Origin of the sequence: Kitasatospora sp. A2-31 (genome assembly GCF_022288725.1) — a bacterium.
Lineage (GTDB): Bacteria > Actinomycetota > Actinomycetes > Streptomycetales > Streptomycetaceae > Kitasatospora.
Map to the genome: position 1 here is coordinate 306,518 of NZ_JAKNTA010000002.1, position 25,559 is coordinate 332,076.

11 protein-coding genes and 1 pseudogene are annotated in these 25,559 nt (G+C 74.3%); 2 read left to right on the forward strand and 10 right to left on the reverse strand.

The features are described from left to right. A partial coding sequence (locus MCM47_RS06220; protein WP_308222290.1) for a non-ribosomal peptide synthetase occupies window positions 1-5,540 on the reverse strand: 5,540 nt, incomplete at its 3' end. Window positions 5,541-5,594: 54 nt separating this feature from the next. Between MCM47_RS06220 and MCM47_RS06225 the strand changes: the two genes are divergently transcribed. Next, a complete protein-coding gene (locus MCM47_RS06225; protein ID WP_238859318.1) occupies window positions 5,595-6,686 on the forward strand; it encodes a restriction endonuclease in 1,092 nt (363 codons plus the stop codon). 21 nt (window positions 6,687-6,707) lie between these two features. On the opposite strand, the gene MCM47_RS06230 is transcribed toward MCM47_RS06225, so the two are convergent. From MCM47_RS06230 to MCM47_RS06270, 9 genes and pseudogenes are all read right to left on the reverse strand, one after another. Further along, entirely contained in the window at window positions 6,708-6,857 is a 150-nt protein-coding gene (locus tag MCM47_RS06230; RefSeq protein WP_238859319.1) for a hypothetical protein, read from the reverse strand. Next, window positions 6,854-7,624 carry a hypothetical protein gene (locus MCM47_RS06235; protein WP_238859320.1) on the reverse strand — a complete coding sequence of 257 codons (771 nt, stop codon included), beginning with the start codon at window positions 7,622-7,624 and terminating at the stop codon, window positions 6,854-6,856. The genes MCM47_RS06230 and MCM47_RS06235 overlap by 4 nt, the downstream gene beginning before the upstream one ends. Further along, entirely contained in the window at window positions 7,608-8,837 is a 1,230-nt protein-coding gene (locus MCM47_RS06240; protein ID WP_238859321.1) for a hypothetical protein, read from the reverse strand. Before MCM47_RS06240 ends, MCM47_RS06235 begins: the two co-directional genes overlap by 17 nt. Window positions 8,838-9,076: 239 nt before the next feature. After that, window positions 9,077-10,180 carry a class I SAM-dependent methyltransferase gene (locus MCM47_RS06245; protein WP_238859322.1) on the reverse strand — a complete coding sequence of 368 codons (1,104 nt, stop codon included), beginning with the start codon at window positions 10,178-10,180 and terminating at the stop codon, window positions 9,077-9,079. Then, the gene (locus MCM47_RS06250; protein WP_238859323.1) at window positions 10,177-11,409 is read right to left on the reverse strand and encodes a glycosyltransferase; all 1,233 of its coding nucleotides are present in this window, start codon (window positions 11,407-11,409) and stop codon (window positions 10,177-10,179) included. The genes MCM47_RS06245 and MCM47_RS06250 overlap by 4 nt, the downstream gene beginning before the upstream one ends. Beyond that, a complete protein-coding gene (locus MCM47_RS06255) occupies window positions 11,406-12,314 on the reverse strand; it encodes an alpha/beta fold hydrolase (protein ID WP_238859324.1) in 909 nt (302 codons plus the stop codon). Before MCM47_RS06255 ends, MCM47_RS06250 begins: the two co-directional genes overlap by 4 nt. Window positions 12,315-12,396: 82 nt before the next feature. Beyond that, window positions 12,397-12,642, reverse strand: a pseudogene (locus MCM47_RS06260) (phosphopantetheine-binding protein); the annotation flags it as partial. 56 nt (window positions 12,643-12,698) lie between these two features. Then, window positions 12,699-17,627 (reverse strand): type I polyketide synthase, encoded by a 4,929-nt coding sequence (locus MCM47_RS06265; protein ID WP_238860034.1) that lies wholly within the window; start codon window positions 17,625-17,627, stop codon window positions 12,699-12,701. 20 nt (window positions 17,628-17,647) lie between these two features. Continuing rightward, on the reverse strand, window positions 17,648-24,682 hold the full coding sequence (locus MCM47_RS06270) for a type I polyketide synthase (protein ID WP_238859326.1): 7,035 nt from the start codon (window positions 24,680-24,682) through the stop codon (window positions 17,648-17,650). A gap of 436 nt (window positions 24,683-25,118) precedes the next feature. On the opposite strand from MCM47_RS06270, the gene MCM47_RS06275 reads away from it, so the two are divergent. Continuing rightward, the gene (locus tag MCM47_RS06275) at window positions 25,119-25,538 is read left to right on the forward strand and encodes a helix-turn-helix domain-containing protein (RefSeq protein ID WP_238859328.1); all 420 of its coding nucleotides are present in this window, start codon (window positions 25,119-25,121) and stop codon (window positions 25,536-25,538) included. Window positions 25,539-25,559 lie beyond the last annotated feature (21 nt).

Below are 25,559 nucleotides of genomic sequence, written 5' to 3' on the forward strand. Positions count from 1 at the left end.
GTGACGCCGTGGTGGTCGAGGTCGGTGAGGAGCCGGGTGGGGGTGATGAGGCCGTGGTCGGGGAGGACGAGGGTGGCGCCGCAGGTGAGGGCGGGGAAGATCTGTTCGGCTGATGCGTCGAAGGCGAGGGCGGCGAACTGGAGGACGCGGTCGGTGGGGCCGAGGGCGAAGCGGCGGCGTATGCGGGTGGTGTGGGCGGTGAGGTTGGCGCGGGGGATGCCGACGCCTTTGGGGCGTCCGGTGGAGCCGGAGGTGTAGATGATGTAGGCGAGTTGTTGGTCGTGGAGGTGGGGTGGGGGGTTGTCGTCGCGGTCGGTGGTGGGGAGGGGGCCGTCGAGGAGGAGGTGGGCTCCGGCGTCGGTGCGGATGTGGTCGACGCGTTCGGTGGGCCAGGCGGGGTCGATGGGGACGTAGGCGCCGCCGGCTTTGAGGATGGCGAGGACGGCGGTGAGCATGTCGGTTCCGCGGGGCAGGCGGACGGCGACGGGTGTTTCGGTGGTGACGCCGTGGTCGTGGAGCCACCAGGCGAGGCGGTTGGCGCGGGTGTTGAGTTCGGCGTAGGTGAGGGTGGTGTCGCCGGTGCGGACGGCGATGGCGTCCGGGGTGCGGTGGGCCTGGTCCTCGAACTGGGTGATGGTGTCCCGTGCGGGGGTGGGGAGTTCGCCGGTGCCGAGCTGTCGTAGGGTCCGGATCTCCTCGGCGGGCAGGGGGAGTTCGCTGAGGGGGGTGTCGGGGTCGGTGGCGATGGTGGTGAGCAGGGTGCGGCAGCCCTGGATCAGCCGGTCGATCGTCGCCGCGTCGAACAGATCGGTGCGGTACTGCACGAAGCCGCCGGCCGCCCCCGGATCGGTGGTGAAGGTGAACATCAGGTCGAACTTGGTGACCCCGAAGGGGATCTCGGCGGTGTGCAGCCGAGCGGAACCGAGCCGGGGCAGGGCGATGGAACGGACCTCGAGGTCGAACATGGCCTGGAACAGCGGCGACCGGCCCGCGTCGCGATCCGGCCGCAGCTCCCGGACGATCCGCTCGTAGGGCACGTCCTGGTGGTCGAGGGCGTCGAGGGTGTGGTCGCGGACGCGGGTGAGGAGGTCGGTGAAGGTCGGGTCGCCGGTGAGGTCGGCGCGCATGACCAGGGTGTTGACGAAGAGACCGATGAGGTGCTCGACTTCGGGGCGGCCGCGTCCGGCGACGGGGACGCCGATGCCGAAGTCGCGCTGTCCGCTCCAGCGGCCGAGCAGGATCTGGAACGCGGCGAGCAGGGTCATGTAGAGGGTGGCGCCGTGGGCCCGGCCCAGGCGTTCCAGCCGGGCGACGAGCTCGGGTTCGAGGGTGAACTCGCGGGTGGCGCCGGCCCAGGAGGGCTCGGCGGGCCGGGGCCGGTCGGTGGGCAGCTCCGGGGCCGGCAGCGCGGCCAGCCGCTCGCGCCAGTAGCCCAGGCCCCGCTCCAGGGTCGCGCCGGTCAGTTCCTGGCGCTGCCAGTGCGCGAAGTCCGCGTACTGGATGGGGAGATCGGGCAGTGTCCGGCCCTCGTACAGCGCGCCCAGCTCGCGGACCAGCACGCCCAGCGACCAGCCGTCCGAGACGATGTGGTGCAGCGCCAGGACGAGCAGGTGGTCCTCGGGGCCGAGCCGCCAGGCCGTCACCCGGACCAGCGGGCCCGCCGCCAGGTCGAACGGCTGGTGCAAGTCCTCGCCGGCCTGCCGGACCGCCTCGCCGTACGGGTCGTCGAGTCCGCACAGGTCGTGCCAGACGGCGGTGAGCTCCGGCGCGGCAGCCACCCGCTGCACGGGCTCCGCGTCGACCAGCGGGAAGGTGGTGCGCAGCGACTCGTGGCGGGCGGCGAGCCGCCCCAGCGCCCGGTCCAGGCGTGCCCGGTCGAGTTCGCCCTCGACGCGCCAGGCCAGGGCCGCCGTGTAGTCGGGGGCCTCGGGGGCGAGCCGGTGCAGGAACCACAGGCCCTCCTGGGCGAAGGAGAGCGGGAAGTCGCCGCTGCGGACCATGCGGCCGATCTGCGGCTCGGGGCGCGACGGCGCGGCCGGCAGGGCGGCCGCGAACTCGGCGATGGTCGGCCGCTCGAAGAACAGGCGGACGTCGACGGGCCGCTCCAGCGCCTTGGTCAGGCGGGCCACGGCCAGGGTGGCGAGGAGGGAGTGGCCGCCGAGGTCGAAGAAGTTGTCGTGGATGCCGATCCGGTCGAGCTGCAGCACCTCCTGCCAGACCTCGGCGACGGCCTGTTCGGTGGCGTCACGCGGCGGCTCGTTGGTGCCGGACGGCTCGGGCCGGTGGTCGTCGGGGTCGGGGAGGCGGGTGCGGTCGGTCTTGCCGCCGACGGTGCGGGGGAGTTCGTCGAGGGTGATGAGCAGGGTGGGGACCATGTAGTCGGGCAGTCGTTCGGCGAGCCATTCGCGGATGTGCTGGGTGGTGGTGTGGGGGTTGGTGGTGTCGGTGGTGGTGAGGTAGGCGATGAGGCGGTCGTGGTGGGTGGTGACGGCGGCGTCGTGGATGCGGGGGTGTTCGCGGAGGCGGGTTTCGATTTCGCCGGTTTCGATGCGGTAGCCGCGGATCTTGATCTGGTGGTCGGTGCGGCCGTGGTAGGTGAGGTGGCCGTCGGTGGTCCAGCGGGTGAGGTCGCCGGTGCGGTAGAGGCGGGCGCCGGGTTGGTCGGTGTGGGGGTCGGGGCGGAAGTGGTCGGCGGTGAGGGCGGGGCGGCCGAGGTAGCCGCGGGCGAGTTGGGTGCCGCCGATGTGGAGTTCGGCGATGGTGCCGAGGGGGGTGGGGGTGAGGTGGGGGTCGAGGAGGTGGAGGTGGCGGTCGCCGATGGGGCGGCCGATGGGGATGCCGTCGGGGCGGTGGGTGCTGTCGGGTGTGATCTCGAACAGGGTGGTGGTGATCGTCGCCTCGGTCGGCCCGTATGCGTTCAGCAGCTCGACGTCCGGGTACCGCGCCGTCCAACTGCGCGCCTCGGCCGGCCGGACCACGTCCCCGCCCAGGATCATCAGCCGCAGCGAGACCGGGAGACCGGCCTCCCGGTCGCTCAACTCGCCGATCAGTTCCCGGAAGTAGGCCGGTGGCAGGTTGGCGACGGTGACGCCGTGGTGGTCGAGGTCGGTGAGGAGCCGGGTGGGGGTGATGAGGCCGTGGTCGGGGAGGACGAGGGTGGCGCCGCAGGTGAGGGCGGGGAAGATCTGTTCGGCTGATGCGTCGAAGGCGAGGGCGGCGAACTGGAGGACGCGGTCGGTGGGGCCGAGGGCGAAGCGGCGGCGTATGCGGGTGGTGTGGGCGGTGAGGTTGGCGCGGGGGATGCCGACGCCTTTGGGGCGTCCGGTGGAGCCGGAGGTGTAGATGATGTAGGCGAGTTGTTGGTCGTGGAGGTGGGGTGGGGGGTTGTCGTCGCGGTCGGTGGTGGGGAGAGGGCCGTCGAGGAGGAGGTGGGCTCCGGCGTCGGTGCGGATGTGGTCGACGCGTTCGGTGGGCCAGGCGGGGTCGATGGGGACGTAGGCGCCGCCGGCTTTGAGGATGGCGAGGACGGCGGTGAGCATGTCGGTTCCGCGGGGCAGGCGGACGGCGACGGGTGTTTCGGTGGTGACGCCGTGGTCGTGGAGCCACCAGGCGAGGCGGTTGGCGCGGGGGTTGAGTTCGGCGTAGGGGAGGGGGGGGTCGCCGGTGCGGACGGCGATGGCGTCCGGGGTGCGGTGGGCCTGGTCCTCGAACTGGGTGATGGTGTCCCGTGCGGGGGTGGGGAGTTCGCCGGTGCCGAGCTGTCGTAGGGTCCGGATCTCCTCGGCGGGCAGGGGGAGTTCGCTGAGGGGGGTGTCGGGGTCGGTGGCGATGGTGGTGAGCAGGGTGCGGCAGCCCTGGACCAGCCGGTCGATCGTCGCCGCGTCGAACAGATCGGTGCGGTAGACGAAGGTCATCGCCACCCCGTCCGCACGCGGCTGGGCGAACAGGGACACCGAGAAGAGGGCCCGGGGCCGGTCGGTCCCGAAGTCGCTGAACCGCAGCGCGCCGGGGGCCGGGGCGGCGTCCGGCAGGTTCTGCATGGCGAACCAGGCGTCGATCAGGGAGTCGGTGTCCGGGCGATCCGGCCGCAGCTCCCGGACGATCCGCTCGTAGGGCACGTCCTGGTGGTCGAGGGCGTCGAGGGTGTGGTCGCGGACGCGGGTGAGGAGGTCGGTGAAGGTCGGGTCGCCGGTGAGGTCGGCGCGCATGACCAGGGTGTTGACGAAGAGGCCGATGAGGTGCTCGACTTCGGGGCGGCCGCGTCCGGCGACGGGGACGCCGATGCCGAAGTCGCGCTGTCCGCTCCAGCGGCCGAGCAGGATCTGGAACGCGGCGAGCAGGGTCATGTAGAGGGTGGCGCCGTGGGCCCGGCCCAGGCGTTCCAGCCGGGCGACGAGCTCGGGTTCGAGGGTGAACTCGCGGGTGGCGCCGGCCCAGGAGGGCTCTGCGGGCCGGGGCCGGTCGGTGGGCAGCTCCAGGGCCGGCAGCGCGGCCAGCCGCTCGCGCCAGTAGCCCAGGCCCCGCTCCAGGCTCGCGCCGGTCAGCTCCTGGCGCTGCCAGCGCGCGAAGTCCGCGTACTGGACGGGGAGATCGGGCAGCGCGTCACCCGCGTACAGCGCGCCCAGCTCGCGCAGCAGCACGCCCAGCGACCAGCCGTCCGAGACGATGTGGTGGACGGCGACCAGCAGGACGTGCTCGGTCGGACCCAGGCGCCAGACGACGACCCGTATCAGCGGTCCCGAGGCGAGGTCGAACGGTCGGCCCGCCACGGCCTCGGCCTGCCGCGCCACCTCGGCGGCGTCGACGGCATCGCGCCACTCGATCCGCACGTCCGACCGGTCGGCGACCAGAGCGCGGGGCACACCGTCGCGTTCGACGAAGCGCGTACGCAGCGACGCGTGCCGCTCCAGCAGTCCGGCCACTGCCCGCTCCAGCACCGGTCTCTCCAGCGGACCGTGGACGCACCACATCGGTGACGCGATGTACTCGGCACCGCGACCGCCCCCCAGGCGGTCGAGGAACCACATGCGGTGTTGCGCGAACGACGGTTCGTACTCGCTCTCGGTCCGACCCTCCGGCCGGAGGTCCTGCGTTCCTGACTGCACGGTGGATGCCCCCCTCACGCCGATGCCCGATCCCTCGGCTGTCGCGTACGCATGTGTCGGTGATATCCCGGAGAGACGGGCGAGGCATAGAGAATGTGCAGGAGGTGTGGTGGCGTTGGGGGCGCATGGTGGAGTAAGGGGGCGCATTCTGTGCATTCGCCTGACGCCAGGCGCGCTCTGTGCATGGACCTGACGCCACTGGCCTCGCGTGGCGCATCGGACGGCCTCCCGTCCCCGGCGGCCCGCACGTCGCACGCACACGCGCCGTCGCACGCGACGCACGAGCACGCGGCACTCCCACCCGACGCGCCCGCCCCCGCCCCCCGACGGGAGGTGTGTGTGTGGGGGGCGGATCGTCCGGCATGGGTGGGCGCTCCGACATGAGGCGGTCATGGCGAAATCGTCAATTGTGAGACATGCCTGACGAATAGTCATTCGTTCCCATACTCTGGCGCCTGCCAACCGCCGGTCATCTTCGAGGGAGCACCCATGTCCCGGAGTCGGAAGCTTCACCGCCTCAACAACCCCGACACCGACGAGCGCCGCGCGCAGCGGCTGCTGTTCCGTCACCTCCGCGACGACACCACGGCGAACCGCGGCCGGATGGCGAAGCGCGTGCGTGAGCTCCAGCTCCTCCTGACGATGGAGCCGGTCGACTTCGAGCTGCTCGTGGCCCGGTTGATGGAGGCCATGGGCATGAAGGTCGAGCTCACCGCCAGGTCGCGGGACGGCGGGGTGGACGTGCGAGGGACCGATCCGGATCCGTTCCGCGGCGGGAACGTGATCGTGCAGGTCAAGCGGTATCGGGACACGGTGACGCCCTCGGCCGTCCGCGACCTCTACGGCACCCTTCAGCACGACCGGGACGCGACGAAGGCCGTCCTCGTCACAACGAGCAGGTTCGGCCCGAGCTCGCACCAGTTCGTCTCCGGCAAGCCGATCACCCTGATCAACGGCGCCGAGCTGGTCGGCCTGCTCAAGCACCACGGCTTCCACGAAGTGTTCGCGGCGGCCCGCCACGGCGCCGCAGGCGGCGTCGGTGCAGACGGCGAGGGACTGCCCGGGATCGAGGTGGCCGCCGAGCCTGCCCGCCTCCTCCTCCACTGGACCGGCGAGGACGAGTACGACATCGCAGCCCTGGTGTGCGGGGGTAACAAGGCCCTGTCGGACGATCACCTGGTGTTCTACAACAACTGCTCCACGCCCGACGGCTCGGTGCGTCTGGTCACCGGCTACGACGACGCCAATGCCTGCCTCATGGTCGACTTCGACGGGCTCCCCGCTGAGGCCGACCGGCTGGTCATCATCGCCGCGGCCGACGTCGAGAACCATCCGGAGGCGACCATGGCCGGGTTCGCCGGGCCGGCGCTGATCCTCGAAGCCGGCGCCGACCAGGACCCGGCCGTGGCGCACCTGGCCGACGGCGCCGCGGCCAACACCGCGATGCGGATGGGCCGGTTCGATCGCGACGCCGCCGGCAACTGGGACTTCACCCCGGCCATCGCCGGATACCCGGGCGGACTGCGCCAAGCCGTCGTCGCCTACGGGCTAGAGGTCGAGGAAGCCCCGGCGCCGGCCTGAGCGGGTGTCCCACGTGGCAGGCTACGCGGGCTTCTTGTAGCAGGTCGGGGCGGCGGCCGGGCCGAGGTCGACGAGGAGGTGCGTGCCCCTTCGTTCGGATCGGACGGTGAGCCGGCGGCGGGCGCCGCCGGGGTCTTCCTCGGCGGCCCCCGGTGAGCCCTTCGAGGTCACACGGGCGGCATCAGGTCGCTCTCGCTGACGGTGTACGTCAGCAGCGGGTAGACGAAGTCCGTTTCCTGGTTCTCGCGGCGCCGCAGTCGGTAGAACTCGCGCCTCTGGTCGTCGTCGGCGGGCGTGAGGCGTGCACCGTGCGGGAGGTACGCATGCCCTTCGCGGAACCGGACGGGTGTCTTCGATGTGCGGAAGGTGACGCCCAGCCATCGGTTGTCCCCCGTTCGGCCGGGCGCGTCCAGCACGATCCTGTGCCTGAGCCGCCGATTCGCGTCGACGGAGAACGTCACGACACTGTGGTGGGCCAGGGGGATCTCGAACCCCTCGCCGCCGAACTCCTTTTCCTCGAAGACCAGTTTCCTCGGCGGGCTCGCTTCGGGGTCCTGGTAACAGCTGAAGACGGCGATGAACGACTCGTCGGCCAGGTCGAGGGCCTGGTCGGAATGGCTGCCCATGGTTCTGTAGGCGTCCGTGTAGACCTCGATGAGGGCGTTGTTGAAGTCGACCGGAAGCGCGGCGAGTTCCCGAACCCGTTGCGCCAGCCGTTCGTGCACCGGGCGGAAGCGCTGCGTCGGGCTGCTGTAGCCGGTGGTGGTGCGCACGAGGGGCACGTCTCCCGCCTCGTCGAGCTTGGCGAGCGTGGCCCCGCGCCGACCTCTTCCCAGGTCTTCCAGCCGAGCCGAGGCGGACAGCTCCGGGAAGAGGTTCTCCTCGGTCGGCAGGGCGTACGAGACGACCTCGTCCGAGATCCTAGAACCGGGGGGCAAGGTAGTCTCCCGTGTTCATGCTGAAGGTGAACTCGTCGCCGTAGTCGATGAAGGACGAGGTCCTGTTCTCCTCCGCGTACAGCCTGCGCAGCTCGTTCATGCCGGCCGGTGTGGGTGGCCCCAGCCTCACCCGCTCCCCGCCCACCTTGAGGAACGTGTGGTCGTTCTCGTGAACGGCCTCGGCGCTCGAACAGCGCACCACGTATCCCAGGCGGGTCGGGAGCAGCGCGGCGTCCAGCGCTGAAGGCCGGATCTCGTGCGTGTAGAGGCGGTTGGTGGAGAGCGGCATGAAGAAGACGGAGCCCGGGTGGAGGGTCAGGGTGAACTGCGCGGGGAGGGCGACCCCGTTCTGCTCCCCGATCGGCTCCTTGAGGCGGAAGTGGAGCTTGGTGAGCCCGCTGATGCCCTTCACGCCGTAGTCGAAGGCGTCCTCGGCCAGCGGCTTCAGGTTGTCGAGCCGGTCGTAGAAGGTGCAGAAGGCCATGATGCCGTTGACGGGCATGTCCTTGGTCTTGTCGGCATGGGACGAGATCCTGGCCTTGGACTGCTTGCGCTCGGCCGTGGCGAGGGTGTTGTGGTAGATCTGGGCGAGGACGTGGTTCAGCGGTGCCTGGTTCCGGAAGACGGTGCCGGCCTCGCGGTTCAGAGCCTCGACGATGCGCGTGTCGGTCGGGCGGAAGTTCTCGGTCGGTCCCGACAGATTCGTGGAGCACCGGAGCAGACGGAAGTGCAGCTCGTCACCGTGCCGCGTGACGGGCGTCAGATAGATGCCGCTGCGATGGGCTGTTCCGGGCTTGGTGGACTCCGTCAGGGCCTGGAAGGTGTGCTCCGACCGGATCCGTCCGAAGTGATCGGCGTCGAGCCCGAAGAAGCGGTGGTAGTACACGCCGACGCCGTGGACGCGGGTGGGGACCGGGCCGAGGTCGATCAGGGTCCATGGTTCGTCGGCGTCCTGGTGGTAGCCGTGCGACAACTCCCGGACGACGAAGACCCGTGAAGCCGCATGCAGGTGGCGGCGGCTGATCCCTGACACGTCGCCGCACAGGTACACGGTCTTCTGCGTGAGGTCCGGCGAACCGGAAGCGAGGTCCTCCGGCGTGATCGTGGACCCGAGGAAGTCCCTGATCACGTCCTCGCCGTGCAACACCGAAGGCGCAACCAGGATGGTGCTCGAATCCTCGACACAGGCCTCTGCCGGCTCCGGTGTGTGCATCAGACGGTACCCATCATTCGCGGACATCGGTGGATCGCTCGAAACCGTGGACATGGAAACGGCCCGCACTCTCCCTTTGCCCGGCCGAGCGCAAACGGAAGGAGACGGACCGATGAACCCCGATGATCTCACGGGGCTCGACACCGGGCAACGGTATTGATGGCGAGGCCGGGGTGCGTGGTGGGCTGCCGGGGGGGCCGGGCCGTGCCTTTCCGAAGCGGCCGGCCCGGCGGCCCGGCTCAGGTGGTGCGGCGGGCGAGGAGGCGGTAGGCGTTGGAATGGCCGGTGCGGCCGGCGATCGGGGCCAGGAGTCGGTCGAGCAGCATCGCGGCGATCAGGAGCGGGGCGCCGGCCAGGAGCAGTGCCGGGCGCAGGATCCGCCGCAGGAGCCCGGGCGGGCCGTCGGGGTGCCAGGGGGCGTCCTCGCGCGGGGCGAGGTGGTCCAGCAGCAGCCAGGCGGCGGCCAGCAGGTCGATCGGGTCGTGTGCCTCGCCGTGTTGTTCCGCCACCACGGTGAAGCCGATGGCCTCCAGCCGCCGGCGCAGATTGGCGACGGGGGTCAGGTGCAGGTGCTGCGGCTGCAGCCACGGCAGCCACCACCGTCCCAGCAGGCGCGCGAAGCGGCTGCCGGGGTCGGGGACCTCGACGAGCAGCAGTCCTCCGGGGCGCAGCACCTGGTGGGCCGCGGCCAGTTCCCGGGCGGGGTCCGTGGTGTGCTCGAGGTAGTGCAGCATGCTCACCACGTCGTACTGACCGGCCAGACGGGGCGCGAGCTCGGGGAGCAGGCCGCGCAGGCCGCGTCGCAACCGGCCTTCCCGCTCGGCGAGTTCGACGCCCTGGCTGAGGTCCACCCCGTCGAACCCGGTGCCGGGGAAGACGTCGCGGGCGGTGGCGCAGAAGTGGCCGTGTCCGGTGCCGACGTCCAGCCAGTCCCGGGGCGTCGGGCTGTGCGGGAGCACCGAGCCGGCCTGCCTGCGGTGGAGGGCGGCGCGGCCCGCGAAGGTCTTGGCCAGGCGTTGTTCGCCGAGACCGTCGTAGAAGTCGCGGTAGTAGAACTCCAGCCCCTTGTCGTTCAGCTGGGGATTCTGGAAGGTGTGCCCGCAGTCCCCGCAGGTGTCCAGGACGAAGCGGCCGGGCTTGTGCTGCAGCAGGTCGGTGGTGTGCAGGCGGGTGCGCAGCGCGGTGGAGGCGCACCACGGGCAGTCGGTGCGGCGGGGGTGGAAGAAGCGGCCGGTGCCGTCGGCCAGATCGGCCTGGTAGGCGGGTCGAAGGGCGGCGACGCGATCGGTGGGGCCTTCTGCTGCCGTGCCGGCCGATGGCTGCCGGGGGTCTGCCGTGGTCATCGGGACGGTTCCTCCGCGGGTTCGGGCCGGGGCCTGGTCAGCTGTTCGAGGTGGCCGGCGGCCGCAGCCGCGCCGCCGGCGGCCCGGAAGGAGTCGCCGATGCGCCGGGCGGCCGAGCGGTGGGCGGTGTCGAGGACGACCGCGTCGAGGGCCTGGCCGAGACGGGTGGCGTCGGCGCGGCCGAACCGCACCCGGACGCCGGCACCGGACGCCGCCACCTGCCCGGCCACCACCGGCTGGTCGTCGCGGATCGGTGCGACGACCAGGGGCACGCCGTACCACAGCGACTCGCAGACCGTGTTGTGGCCGGCGTGGCAGACCACCGCGTCGAGGTGTTCCAGCAGCCGCAACTGCGGGACGGCGGGCAGGACCAGGACGTCGGCGTCGGGGGGCGGGTCCGCGAGGGTGCGGCCCGGGTCGGCGATCACCGCCTGGAGGCGGGCGGAGCGCTCCCGCACCGCGCGGTGGCAGGCGGTGAGGAACGCCGTGCCGGTGTCGGTGTTGGCCGTGCCGAGGGTGACCAGGGCGGTGGCGCGGCCCGGGTCCAGCCAGTCCCAGGGGAAGGGCGGTTCGGTGGGGCGGGCGGTGATGACCGGGCCGACGAAGCGGATCGGCCGGTCGGCGCCGTCGGGGGTCGGCCCGGTCAGCTCCGGTGTGGTGAAGGCGAGCACGAGGTGCGGGGAGAAGCGGGGGTCGGTGGTCCGGCCCGGGTCGCCGATGCGTCCGCGCAGTCCGTCGAGGAGGCCGCGGATCCAGGATTCGACCAGCGGCAGGCCCGCCAGCGCGCCGGTGAACTCGGCCGAGGTCGTCGCGGAGGTGGCCCAGGGCAGGCCGTGGCGCTCGGCGACCAGTGCGCCGGCGAGGGCCTGCTGGTCCACGACGAGGACGTCGGGGCGGAACCGCGCGATCGCGGCCTCGACACCGGGGGCCATCGCGTCGGCGAGGGGGACCAGGAAGCTCTCCCACAGGTATTTCAGCGCGGCGGTGCCGCGCAGCTCCGGCGGGCGCCGGTAGGTCTGTTCGAGCGGGCCGGGAGCGGGACCGCGGTCCGTCGGTGGCGCGACGGCGCAGGGGTGGATCTCGGCGTCCGGTCCGGCCAGCGGCGCGATCGCTTCGGGAAGGGCGGCCCAGGCGGTCCGGTGGCCGCGGGCGGTCAGTTCGGCCGCGACGCCGACGGCCGGGTTGACGTGCCCGACGAGGGGCGGGACGACGAACAGGAACCGGCTCACCGGGCGCTCCCCTCGGCGACCCGCACGCCGACCGGTTGCACCGTTCGGTCCGCGGTCCGGTCCGCGGACGGCTTCCCGGGCGGATCCGCGGACGGCGCCGACGGCTGGTGGCGCAGGTCGACGCCGTGGTCGGCCAGGAAGGCGAGCGTGAGCTCGCGGACCCGGTCGGGGGTCTCGACCAGGACGGAGTGTTCCTGACCCGGGACGGTGACGCTCCGGCACCGTGGCAGCAGCCGTTCGAGCGGGGCCGCCTGCTCGGCCAGGTCCGACTGCGCGCCGTAGACGGCCAGCACCGGGCAGGCGACGGCGCGCAGTTCCGCCTCGGCGGGCAGCCGACTCGCCGGGACGTCCCGGGCCAGTGTCGTCTCGGCCAGCAGGGTGCCGGCCGCGCGGGCGAGGCGGGCGGTGTGGGAGCCGCGGCGCCGGGCGATCCACCGCAGGACCGCCTCCCGGCCCAGCTTCCGCTCGGCGTCCGTCAGGATGCCGTCCAGCTTCGCCGCCCATGCCGCGGAGGCCGGTTCCGACTCGATGGCCAGGATGCCGGCGACCAGCTCGGGGCGGCGGGCGGCGAGGGCGAACGCCACCGTGCCGCCGAAGGAGTTGCCGACCAGGTGCACCGGGCCGGGGACGTCCAAGCGTTCCAGCAGGGTTTCGAGGTCGTCGGTGAAGTGCTCGAGCCGGTAGCCGGTGACGGGCCGGGCGCTGCGACCGTGGCCGCGGTGGTCGTACATCAGCACGTCGAGGCCGGCGGAAGCGAGGGTGGGGGCCAGGGTGAAGTAGAAGCTGGCGAGGCTGTCCGTGAGCAGGCCGTGCAGCAGGACGACGGTGGCCGCCGGCGGGCCGCCGTCCTGCGGGCCCAGCCGCTGCACGTGGCAGCGCAGCCCGTCCAGGTCGACGAAGGCCATGTCAGGTCCGGTCCGCGCCGTGCAGCCGGTCGGCGACTGCCAGGCGGTCGCCGGTCGGCAGCCGGTCCGCTTCCTGCAGCCGGTCGGCGTCCTTCAGCCGGTCCTCGACATGGCTGACGAGCCGGCCCACGGTCAGGCCGATGATCTCGTCGAGCTCCATGTCGGCGATGAACTCGGCGAAGTTGATCCGGTCGCCCCAGCGCTCGCGCAGCAGCCCGGCGAGGGTGACCAGGTCGATGCTCTCCAGACCGAGGTCCTCGGTGAACCGGGTCTCCATGGTGACCTCGGCGGTGTCGAGACCGTACTCGTCCAGCACGGCGGCCAGCATGCCGGTGATCTCCGTGAGGATCTCGGGGCCGGTGGGGGAGAGGTGCTCGCTGGTGGTCACGCCGTCCGTCCTTCGGGGTGGTGGTGCTCGGGGTCGCGGTGCTCGGGGTGGTGGTGCTCGGGGTCATCGGTGGTCCAGGCCACGACGTAGTCGCGTCGCGGCGGGCCGGGCGGGCCGGGCGGGCCGGCGATCAGGGTGCAGCGCACGAGGTGGGTGCGGCTCCCCTCGGGGGTGGTGACGGCGACCCGCAGGGAGTCGGGTCCCGCGGTGACCACGGTGAAGTCGTGCGGCCGGCCCCGGAGGCCGGTGCCCTCGGCCTTGGCGACCGCTTCCTTGGCGGCCCAGAACCGCGTGAACCAGACGTCCCGCGAGGAGCCGTCCGCGGCCTGGCAGTGCGTCAGGAGCTCGATCTCCCGCGGGAGCAGTGCGACGGGCAGGGTCTCGGCGGGGCGCTCGGTGACCTCCTCCACGTCGATCCCGGGGCCCGGAGCGCAGGTCCCGGGGCCCGGAGCGCCGGTGCGGCGGGCGGGGCGTGCGAGGGCGACCGCGAGCTCGCTGCGGTGGGCCAGGGTGACCTCCAGGTCCGGCAGCAGCCTGCCGTGCAGCCCGCGCACCCGGGGGCGGCCGGAGGGGTCGTTGAACACCTGGATCTCGGCGGGGAAGGGCCGGTCGGGCGAGTCCTGCCAGAGCAGGCGCCGCACCGCGTCCTTGACCGCGATCCTCCCCAGCAGCCAGGCCCGGCGGCCGCGCGGAGGCTGCCGGTCGTACTGGTCGCGCTCGGCCGCGCCGAGATGGTTGCGCATGATCAGGTCGCGTGAGGCCAGGTCGGGCCAGCGCTCGTGGAGCAGGACCCAGCCGCCGGGCTGCGGGGTGGAGAGGGTCGCGCGCTCGACGAAGCGTTCCACCGGCCGGGTCTCGGGGTGGCTGTCGAAGCGGCGGTCCTGCCAGCCGTCGATCTCCGCCCAGACCCGGCCGCCGGCGAGGAGTTGGACGTCGGCCTGGAGGGTGGTGGGGGTGGTCCCGGTGATGCGGATCCGGCAGTCCAGCTCGGTGCCCGGGCGCGGCTGCGGTCCGTGCAGCCGCAGGTGGCGGATGCCCACGGGGAAGACCACGCTGCGTTCGGTGTGGGTGGCCATGATCCAGTACCCGAGCAACTGGCCGACGTTGTCGAGCAGTGCACCGGGCGCGGAGGGCGCGGTGATCACCCCGCGCACGTGGTTCCCGCCGAGCTCCGTCAGGGCGGTCAGGCCCTGGAACGCGGGGCCGTGGAACATCCACCGCTCCTCGTAGAGCCGGGCGGCGGGCATCGGGGCCCGGCGGGTGCCGGGGTCCCCCGACGGCTCGGCCGGCCACGGGCCGGGCGGGTCCGGGTGGTGATCCGCCAGTTCCGCGGTTCCGGTCGCGTAGGCGCCGAAGGCGGCGGCGAGCCGACCGGGGCCGGCGTCCCGCAGCGTGATCTCCACGTCGAGCGGGGCCGCGGCCGGCACCCACCGGCCGAAGCGCAGGTCGTGCAGGGCGATGGTCACCCGCCCCGGCTCGACCTGCTCGGCGGCGTCCATCAGGTGCTGGACGATCGTGGTGGCGGGGACGACCGGCCAGCGGTCCGACAGGTCGGGCCAGCCCGGCCGCTGGCGGTAGAAGCAGTGGTCGAGCAGGTAGGGCATGGTGTCCGTCGAGATGTGCAGGCGGCTGCTGCGGTGCGGGTGCTCCCGGACGGGGGCGGGGGCGGGGACAGGGACGGGGTGCGACGCCGGCGCCGGTCGCTCCGGGGCCGGCGCAGGGCCAGGACGGACGGGCCGTGCCGGGATGGTCCGGCGCTGTGGCGCGCCGGCCGGCCGGCGGTGGGCGAGCAGCTCGGTGACGACCCGTTCGGTGTCGCGCAGGAGGGCGCCGAGCTCGGCCGCCACCGGATGGGCGTCGAGCAGTGCGCCCGGGGAGCCCTCCTGGGCGCGGGCCGGTGCTGCGGTGCTCGGTGCGACGGCGCCGGGCGTGCCGGGTGCGACTGGTGCCGCGCTGCCGGGCCTGCCGGTGCCGGGCGTGCCGGGCGTGCCGGGTGCCGCGCTGCCGGGCCTGCCGGTGCCGGGTGCGACGGTGCTCGGCGCAAGCACCTGCGCAGCGGCCGGTAGGGCGGGCGCGAGTGCGGACCGCACGGCCGCGACGGTGGCGGCCTCCAGCGAGACGAGAGCTCCGCCGAGGTCCAGCCGGACGGACGGGTGCGGCCGAACCGCAGGGGTGGTGCGGGTGTCCGGCGTCCGGGCCCGGGCGGGCTGCAGAGCGGCCGCGTCGGGCTCGGCGCCCTCGACCCACAGGGCGGCGGCGAGGCGGCGCAGCTGGGCGAGTCCGTCGCGGTGCGGCGAGTTCGCGGCGATCACCAGGTGGTCCCGCCGGCCCAGCGTGTCGCCCACCAGGGACCCCAGCTGGCCGGGGCCGACCTGTACGAAGGCGCGGAACCCGGCCGCGTACAGGGCTTCGACCAGCGGTCTGAACCGCACCGGTTCGAGCAGGTGGCGCAGGAACAGGGAGCGGACCTCCGCCGCGGTCTCGGGGAAGGGTGACGCCGTGGTCCCGGACCACACCGGCACGGTCGGCCGGTGCAGCCGGAAGCGTTCGGCGGCCTGGCGGATCGGGGCCAGGTAGGGGGCGAGCATGGGGGTGTGGAAGCCGGACCGGAACGGCAGGACCTGGCCGAGCACGCCACGGGCGCGGAACCCGCGGACGAGTTCGGCGACGAGCCCCTCGGGGCCGCACACGATCGACTGCTGCGGGGCGTTGTCGTGCGACAGGACGACCCGGTCCGTGCCCGCCGTTCCCTCCGTGCCCTCCAGGGCGGCCAGCGTCTGCTGCACGTCGTGGGCGGAGGCGCCGAGCGCGGCGAAGGCGAGCCCGGGGACGTGCAGCGCGTCGGGGTCGAAGGCGTCCAGAAAGGCGTCCACCTGGCTGCCGGAGTAGAGGCCGGCGGTGATCATGGCGGTCCACTCGCCGACGCTGTGTCCGGCCACCGCGTCGGGGCGCACCCCGATGCGGCGCAGCGCGGCGTCCAGGAGCCGTCCGACCGTGACGACGCCCGCGCCGTGCCGGCCGATGTCGTCGGTCCGGGTGCCGTCGGCGAGGGTGGGGCGCGGCAGGCCGAAGTGGTCGGCGACCTCGTCCACCCGCGGTGTGAAGTCGCCCTCCAGGCCGGGGAAGAGGAACGCCACCTTGCCCCGGTCGGCGGCGGAACCGCCCCGGCCGGCGGAGGCTGCGCCCAGCAGCGGCGCAGCGGTGAACCAGACGTCCCCGCGACCGCGCCAGGGCGCGCCCCGCTCGACGGCGCGCCGGGCCGTGGCCAGCCGCTTCCCGGTCGGGTCGGCGACCGCCAGCCGGCACGGGGGAGCCGGGCGGCCGCCGGGTCCGTCCGGCTCGGACCGGCCGGCGGCCAGCACGGTGGCGTCGTCCGCGGACAGCAGCTCTGCCAGCCGCCCGGGGGTGTCGGCGGCCAGGTGCAGCAAGCGCTCGGGTTCGGTCACCTCGGTGGTGGCCCGCAGGCGTTGCCGTCCGGCCCGCACGGCGGGCGGCGCGACGGGCAGGACGCCGCCGCAGCCGGCGGGGGCCTGCTCCAGGACCACGTGGGCGTTGATGCCGCCGAAACCGAAGGCGTTCACCGCGGCACGTCGAGGGCCCCCGCCGGCCGTCTCCCAGGGCTGCGCGGTGCCGATCGTGCGGAAGCGGGTGGCGGCCAGCGCGGGGTGCGGATCCTCGCAGTGCAGGGTCGGCAGCTGCACCCCGTGGTGGACCGCGAGCGCCGCCTTGACCAGGCCGGCGATGCCGGCGGCGGGCATGGTGTGGCCGATCATCGACTTCACCGAGCCGAGCACCGCCCGCTCCCCGCCTGCGACGGCAGGGCCGAACACCTCGGCGAGCGTGGCCAGTTCGGCCGCGTCACCGGCAGGGGTGGCGGTGCCGTGGGCCTCCAGCAGGCCGAGCGCACCCGGCGCCGAGGGGTCCAGCCCGGCCGCCCGCCAGGCCGCCCGGACGGCGCGGCCCTGACCCGCCGGGTCGGGGTTGGTCAGCCCCGCGGTCCGCCCGTCGCTGGCCACGCCGGTGCCGCGGATCACCGCGTACACGCGGTCGCCGTCGCGCTCGGCGTCGGCGAGCCGTTTGAGGACCACCATGCCGGTGCCCTCGCCGATCAGCAGGCCGTCGGCGCTCCGGTGGAACGGGCGGGTCCGCTGGCTCGGGGAGAGCGCCCGCAGCTGCGTGAACACGCTCCACAGCGTGACGTCGTGACAGTGGTGCACGCCGCCGGCCAGGACGGCGTCGCAGCGTCCGGTCGCCAGCTCGCCGACCGCCTGGTCGACCGCGACGAGGGAGGACGCGCAGGCGGCGTCGACCGTGTAGGCGGGGCCGCGCAGGTCCAGCCGGTTGGCCACCCGGGAGGCGGCCAGGTTGGGTACCAGGCCGATCGCCGACTCGGGGCGGTCGGGGCCCAGCCGGTCGGTGAACGCCTCGCGCACGCGCCGCAGTTGGTCGGCCGAGAGCTCGGGCAGCAGCTCGCCCAGGGTGCGCACCAGCTGGTGCGCACCGCGGACCCGCTGGTCGAGGCGGACCAGGCCCGGGGTGAGGTAGCCGCCGCGGCCCAGGACCACCCCGACCCGGTCGCGGTCGGGCAGCCGGTCGCCGCCGCCGGCGTCCGCGAGGGCGGCGTCGGCGACCTGCAGCGCGATCAGCTGGTCCGGCTCGGTGCCGGGGACGGAGGCCGGCATGATGCCGAACCGGGTCGGCTGCACCTGCGCCAGCCCGTCCACGAAGCCGCCGCGCCGGCAGTAGAGCCGGTCCGGCGCGGCCACCCCCGCCAAGGCCTCGGGGTCGTAGAAGCCGGCGTCCCAGCGCCCTTCCGGCAGGTCGGTGATCGCGTCGACTCCGTCGACCAGGTTCCGCCAGTAGGCGGCCAGGTCCGGGGCGCCCGGCAGCAGCACCGCCATCCCCACCACGGCCACCGGCGGCATGGGCGTGCCCGTCAACGGTCTCACCACCCGGAGGCGGTGTAGACGACGGCCCGGGTGCCCGGGTCGCCCCAGGCCAGTTCCCGCAGCAGCGCCAGCGTGCCGGCCTGCGGGTCGATCAGGCGCACGCCGCGGCGGGCGTAGTCCCGGGCGAGCTCGGGGGAGACCATCCCGCCGTGCCGGCCGGTCGGCGCCCAGGGGCCCCAGTGCACGGTCAGTGCCCGGTGGCCCGTGCGCTCCGCCCAGCGGGTGCCGGTCTGTTCGAGCGCGTCGTTGGCGGCCGCGTAGTCGCTCTGGCCCCGGTTGCCGAGGGCGGCGGCGACGCTGCCGAAGAGCACGGTGAAGCGGGGTGCGGACGGCAGCTCGTCCAGGGCGTCGAGCAGTGCGGCGGCGCCGTCCGCCTTGGTGGCGAAGACCCGCTGGAAGGAGGCGAGGTCCTTGTCGGCGAAGACCCGGTCCTCGATCACGCCAGCCGCGTAGACGACGCCGTCCAGTCGGCCGTACTCGGCGTGGATCTCCTTGACGGCCTGGCGCAGCGCGGCCGGGTCGGCGGCGTCGGCGGTCCGGTAGCGGGCGGTGGAGCCCAGGTCCGCCAGTTCCCCGAGCGTGGCGGTGACCTCGCGGCCGGCCAGCACACGGGAGACGGCGGCGTCGATCTGCGCCAGCGGGACGCCCCGGCGGGCGAGGACGCCGCGCAGGTCGGCCCGGTCGCGGGCGCCGGCGGTCGCCGGATCCTCCGGACCGTCGGGCGCGGCCGTGCGGCCCAGCAGCTCCAGCCGGCAGCGGGAGGCGCCGGCGAGAGCGGCGGCGAACCGTGCGGTGATACCACGGGCCCCGCCGACGAGCAGCACCACGGCGTCCCGGTCCAGGCCCAGGGCGGCGGCCTCCGCCGCGCCGTCGCCGGCCGGCCCCGCCCCCCTGCCGGCCACCGCGCCCAGGCCCGTCTCCACCAGCGTGATACCGCGGCGTCCGGCCGGACCGCGCAGCACCACCGGTTCACGGTCCTCGGCCAGCAGTTCTTCGACCAGCGCGTCCGGGGCCTGCCGGGCGTGGTCCTCGATCTCGACGAGGCGCACGGCGGTGTGCGGGTATTCGCGGGCCAGGCTGCGGAAGAGACCGCGCAGTCCGTCGCCCCGCCCGTCGGCCTCCCGGTCGGGGTTCCCGGGAAGGGTCGCCGGTCGGGCGGCCAGCAGCCAGTGCGGGTCTCGGGCCAGGGCGGCTCGCAGCGCGGGCACGGCACCGGGCAGCACCGGGGGGCCGTCCTCACGCAGCGGGTCCAGGAGCAGGACGCCGTCCACGGGGCCGTCCCCCTCGGACAGTTCGTGCGTCGCCGCGAGGGGCAGCACGCTCGCGCCGAGGGCGGTGAGCCGGGTGGTGAGGGCGCCGGCGGACCGGTGGGCGTCGTCGCCGAGCAGGGCGAGGCGCTTGCCGGCCAGGGCCCCGGGCGCAGCCGCGGGGGCGGGCAGCGCGGTGGTGGTGAAGCACAGCCGCAGGGGTTCGTGCCCGGCCGGGGCCGGGGCCGGGGCCGCCGGGTGAGCCGGGTCAGCCGGTGCTGCGGCCGCCGGGTGGGCCGGGTCGGCCGGTGCTGCGGCCGCCGGGTGGGCCAAGTCGGCGGTGTCGGCCGAGGCGCCCGGTTCGGTACGGGTGGCGAGCCAGCGGGCGATGGCCAGGGCCGTCCGGGCCCGGGTCAGCTCTTCGACCTGCGCGTCGTCCAGCTCCGGTACCCCACCCGCGCCCCCGCCGAGCCGTCGCGCCAGCAGGCCCACGATCTCCGTCCGCTTGATCGAATCGATGCTCAGGTCCGCCTCGAGGTCCAGCTCGGGTTCGATCATGTCCGCCGGATAGCCCGTCCGTTCCCCGATCACCTCGACCACCACCTGCAGCACCTCCTCCACCCCACCGGCCGCGACCGGCACCGGGGCGGAGGCGGCAGCGGGAGCGGAGGCCAGAGCCGGAGCCGGGGCCGCCGGAGCCGGGGCGGGCGCGGCCTGGGGAGCGGGAGCGACGCCAGCGGCGGCGACGGGCGGCAGCGGCACGGGTGGCAGCGGCACGGGCGGCGGCGTGGCCGAAGCGTCCGCCCCGGCCCCGAGGTAGGTCATCAGGACGTCACGCTGGGCCGCGATCAACTCCCGGGTGGTGCGCAGGAAGTCCGCGATCAGCGCGTCGCCGCTCTCGGTGGCTCCGGTCTGCGGGCCGGGTTGCTGGGCCGTCATCAGGGTCTCCGGTACGCGTCGGGCCGGCGCGAGTGCGCCGGGCAGAAGGTCTCCTGCGGCAGTGCGCACCAGGTGGCCGTCCACCACCCAGCCGGGGCGGCGCGGGGCCTCGGCCCGCCCGGCCTCCACCGCGTCGCGGCCGCGCAGCAGGCGGCCGGTGCGGACCGGCACGCCCGCGACCGCCAGTTCGGCCAGCGCGTCGAGGTATCCGGCCAGTCCGGCCCGCCGCCGTTCGAGGGCGATCGCCCGGTGCGGCCGGTCCCCCAGGACGTCCGACACCAGGCGGGTGAGCACCGTGCCGGGACCGGCCTCGACGAACACCCGGGCTCCGGCGCCGTACATGGCCTCGATCTGGTCCACGAACCGCACGGGCGCGCCGATCTGGGCGGCGAGTTCGGCGCGGACTGCCGCCGGATCGCCCGGGTAGGGGGCGGCCGTCCGGTTGGACCAGACCGGGAACTCCGGGGGCCGCACGGCGCGCTCCGCCAGCGCCGCGGCGAAGCGTTCGCCGGCGCCGGCGACCAGCGGGCTGTGGAAGGCGCAGGCGACCGGCAGCCGCCTGACGCCGAGTCCCGCCTCGCGCAGCAGCACGCCGGCCGCGGTCACGTCGTCGGTGGGGCCGGAGACGACCGTCTGCTGCGGCGCGTTGTGGTTGGCCACCACCACGCGTCCGGCCAGTCCCGCCGCCGTCAGCACCTGCTCGACGGAGCGGGCGTCGGCGGTCACGGCGGCCATCGCCCCGGGATCCGCTCCTTCGCCGACCTCGTCCAGGATGCAGCGGGCGCGCTCGGCGCTGAGCGCCGGCAGGTCCTCGGCGGCGAGCGCCCCGGCGGCGCACAGGGCGACCAGTTCGCCGTAGCTGTGGCCCCCGGCCAGGCCGGGACGTACGCCGGCGAGGGCCAGCAGTTCGTGGGCGGCGAGGCCCGTCATGCCCAGGACCGGCTGGGCGACCCGGGTGTCGGTCACCGCGGCGCGCTGCCCCTCGCGGGCCTCGGGAGTGAAGGCGGCCGGGGGGTGCAGCCGGTCGGCGTACGCCCCTCCGAGCCGCAGCTGACGCTGCAACTGCGGGAAGACGGTGAAGAGTTCGGCGAACATGCCGGGCCTCTGGCTGCCCTGCCCGGGGAAGAGGAACGCGACCTCACCGCCCGGGGCGCCGTCCGGGTCGGCCAGGTGCAGGCCGGCGCCCGGCGCGTGCTCCCCGGCCGACGCCCGGCCCAGCAGGTCGACCAGCTCCGGGACGCTGCAGGCCACGATCGCGACCTGCACCGGCCCGTGCCCCGCCTCCGCACGCCGGGACGCGGCCAGTGCCAGGTCGCGCAGCCGCCACGGCGCGCCGTCGGCCCGGGCGAGCCGCAGCAGTTCGGCCACCCCGCGCAGCGCCTGCGCCCGGTCGCGGCCGCGGAAGGTGAACAGCTCCGCCGGCCACTCCTGCAGGCCGTGGACGGGCGTCGGACCGGCGTGACCGCGCAGCACGGTGTGGAAGTTGGTGCCGCCGAAGCCGAACGCGCTGACCCCGGCGACCCGTTCGGCCGGCGGCCGGGCCCACGGTCTGGCCTCGTCGTGGAACACGAAGGGGCTGTCGTCCTGCCAGGCCGCATGGGGCCGGCGCAGGTGCAGGGTCGGTGGCCTGATGCCGGTGTGCAGCGCCAGCGCCGCCTTGATCAGGCCGGCCAGGCCGGCCGCGCACTTGGTGTGTCCGATCTGCGACTTGACCGAGCCCAGCACGCAGCTGCCCGGTGCGGCTCCGGCTTCGGTGAACACCGCCTCCAAGGTGGCCAGTTCGGTGCGGTCGCCGACCACGGTGCCGGTGCCGTGCGCCTCCACCAGGCTCACCTGTTCAGGCCCGATCCCGGCATTGCGGTAGGCCCGTTCCAGCGCCGCGCGCTGGCCCTCGGGACGCGGGGCCGTCAGTCCGAGCGAACGGCCGTCGCTCGCACTGCCGATGCCCTGGATGACCGCGTAGACCCGGTCGCCGTCCCGCTCGGCGTCGGCGAGCCGCTTGAGGATCACGCAGCCCACGCCCTCGCCCAGCGCGATGCCGTCGGCGGACGCGTCGAAGGGGCGGGAGCGCCCGGTGGGGGAGAGCGCGTGCACCGAGGCGAACAGGAGGTAGTCGTTGATGCCGTTGTGCAGGTCCGCGCCGCCGCACACGGCCAGGTCGGCGGTCCCGGTGACCAGTTCCCGGCAGGCGACGTCCAGGGCCGCCAGCGAGGAGGCGCACGCCGCGTCCACGGTGAAGTTGCCGCCGCCCAGGTCCAACCGGTTGGCGATCCGCCCCGAGATGACGTTGGCCAGCATGCCGGGGAAGGAATCCTCGGTCAGGACGGGCAGTTGCTGCGCGATCGGCTCGGGCACGCGGCCAAGGTAGGCCGGCAGGACCGCGCCGAGCACGCCGGCGTTCGACAGGTCGCTGCCCGCCTCGGCACCGAACACCACACCGGCCCGCGACCGGTCGAAGGGCCGCCCGCCGTCACCGACCCCGCTGTCGTAGCCCGCGTCGACCAGGGCGCGGCGCGCGGCCTCCAGCGCCAGCAGCTGGACCGGTTCGATGCTGCCCAGCGCGGACGGCGGAATGCCGTAGGCCAGCGGGTCGAAGGGGATCCGGGGCAGGAAGCCGCCCCACTTGGACGGGGTCGTGCCGCTCCCGCCGTCCGGCGCGTGGTAGACCGCCGGGTCCCAGCGCTCGACGGGGACCTCGGTGACCGCGTCCACCCCGCCCACCACGTTCGCCCAGAACGCGGGCAGGTCGGGGGCCTGCGGGAACATGCCCGACATGCCGATCACCGCGATCTCCAGCGGGGCCGGCCCGGGCGCGGCCGGCTCCTCGCCCGCGAGGCGCTCCAGGGCCGCGGTGGCAGCGGCGGACAGGAAGGCGGCGGCGCCGGTCGTGACGGCTGCGTGCAGTTCGCCGAGCGTCGTGGTCGCCGAGCGCAGGACGGCGACCTGCCCGGCCATGAACATCCCGCGGTCGAGTTGTTCGTGCTCGTCGACCGAGACCAGCCCCTCCTGGACGCGGTCGACGCCCTTGCTGGCGACCCGCAGCCGCCCGACGTTCAGTTGCTCCAGACGCTCCCACACCTCGCGCTCGGGCAGGCCCTCGGCCCGCAGCCGCTCGCGGGTCGCCGTGAACTCCCGGGTGAAGGGGCTGGGCACGCAGCGGGTGGCGTGGCCCGGTGCGGTCTGCAGCAGTTCCGTCCCCTGCGCGGCCACCACCTGGTGCTGGAACCGCGGTTGGACGGCGCCGAGCGTCACCGCCTCCTGCGTGAACAGGTAGGCGGTGCCCATCAGCAGCCCCGCCGCGATCCCGCGCTCCGCGAGCGGTGCGGCCATCGCGGCCACCATCGCCGCCGACCGCTCGTCGTGCACGCCCCCGGCGAACAGCACCTCGACCCGCGGTGGCCCCTCGAACCGCGGTGTCCCGTCGGCCTGCGGCGTCCCCTCGGCCTGCGGTCGGCCCGGGGCCGGTCGCCGTCCGTCCGCGGCGTCGAGGAAGTCCTCCAGGACCGCCAACTGCGCCTCCCACAGCGGGAAACTGTGCTGGGGACCGACGTGTCCGCCGCACTCGGAGCCCTCGAAGACGAACCTGCGTGCGCCGTCCTCCAGGAACTGCCGCAGCAGCCCGGGGGAGGGGACGTGCAGGAAGGTTCGGATCCCCGCCTCCTCCAGCACCCGCGCCTGCGAGGGGCGGCCGCCGGCGATCAGGGCGTGGCCGGGCCGGGCGGCCAGCACCTCGGCCAGCTGGGCGTTGCGCAGCTCCTCCGGAGCGAAGCCCAGGATGCCCACCCCCCAAGGGAGTTCACCGACCGCGGCACGGGTGCGGGCGAGCAGGTCACGGGTACCCCCGGCGTCGGTCAGCGCAAGGGCCAGGAAGGGGAGCGCCCCGGCCTCGGCGACCGCGGCCGCGAAGGCCGGCTGGTCGCTGACCCTGGTCATCGGGCCCTGCGCCACCGGCAGCGCGGTGCCGAGGGCCCGGCTCAGCGGTGTTCGCCGGCCGAGCAGGGCTGCCGCCGACCCCTCGGGGGCCGCCGACCGGAGCCCCGCCAGCACGCCCTCCCGCACCGCGCGCACCGCCGCGGCCGCCGTCCGCCACCGGGTGGCGAACCGCTCCGCCAGGAAGCCGTCCTGGCCCACCGGCAACTCGGCCGGTGCACCGGCTGCTTCGCCTCTTCGGCCCCGTCGCAGCACTCTGCGTCCAGCGACCACGCCGGTCTCCGAGCCGTCCATGCCGCGCACCGCGGCCGCGCTCTCGTCGGAGACCGCGGACTCCGCGAGCAGGGCCAGCTGGCTGTCGAGGACCACCCCCGCCGCTCCACCCGCCACGGCGGAGGTGGCGGTGCGCGGCCCGATGCCGCCGCAGGCCCACACCGGTACGTCGATCCCGGGCTCCGCCAGCACCTGCTGCAGCAGGACGAAGGTGCTCAAGTCCCCCACCCGGCCGCCGCTCTCGCAGCCGCGGACGACCAGTCCGTGGGCCCCGCTGCCCACCGCCGCCAGGGCCGCCGGCAGGTCCGTCACCTCGACCAGCACCCGGTAGCCGTCGGCGAGCCGCCCGACGTCCCAGCCGGCGGCCCGGGAATCCACCACCACGGTGTCCACGCCGGAGTGCTCGGGGGAGCCCAGGTCGTCCGGCCCGAGCCGGCAGCCGTCACCCACCCGGACCCCGAACCGGCCGGGGGCCCGCTCGCGCAGCGCGGCGAGTTCCTCCCGCGCCCGCCGGTCGCCGGTCCCCAGGTCCAGCACTCCCAGCGCGCCGGCTCGGCACAAGGCCTCGGTCAGGCCGGCGTCCGGCTCCTGGAAGGGGGTGATTCCAATGACCAGATCGGCCGAGGGGGCAGTGGGCCTCATGGATTCTCCGTAACAGTCACGGTGCAGGGGCCGGCCAATGACATGACAGCGCCCGCTGTCGGGCGCAAAGGCGCGATTTCCTGAATGGGACGTCCGGGCTCGGGGGATGCTACCCACCGGTAAGGCCTTACAGGTTAAGGCCAAACTGCGTGTACATGTCAAGCAGTCGCCCTACGCGCAACGTCCGACAGGCCGACGTCCTCCGGTTCGCACCGCAGCCACCTGCGCCGTTCCCCGGAAGCGTCGACGTCGGGGTGCGTCGAGCCGCCGGGGGTTGCGGTCCGCGCCGGTGGCGGCGCCGGCGGCGTTCGACGACCGCCGCCGCGGCATGCCCGCACTCGTACGGACCCGACCGAGCCCCACTAGGATGAGGCACCGTCGCGAGTGGTCCATCCGCGCACGAAGCGTGCGCACGGCGTGAGGGAAGAGGTGTGTCGTGCCCGAAGCGGAATCCGGTGCGTCCACGCTCGCAGCGAAGCTGGACCGGTTGTTCGACGTGGTCCGCCGTCCCGACCGGGAACAGTACAGTCACGAGGAGGTCGCCCGGGCCTGCCGCGAGGCGACCGGGGAGAGCTTCTCCGCCACCTACCTCTGGCAGCTCCGGACCGGCCGTCGGGACAACCCGACGAAGCGTCACCTGGAGGCGCTGGCACAGTTCTTCCAGGTGCCGCCCGTGTACTTCTTCGACGACCGGCAGAGCGCCAGGATCGCCGAGGAACTGGCACTGCTCGGAGCGCTGCGCAACGCCGGGGTACGGGACGTGGCCCTGCGTGCGGTGACCCTCTCGCCCGAAGGCCTCGGCACGATCAGCGACATGATCGAGGCCATCGCCCGCCGCGAGGCCGGCGGCAGGTAGCGGCCTTCGCGGTGCAGCGGA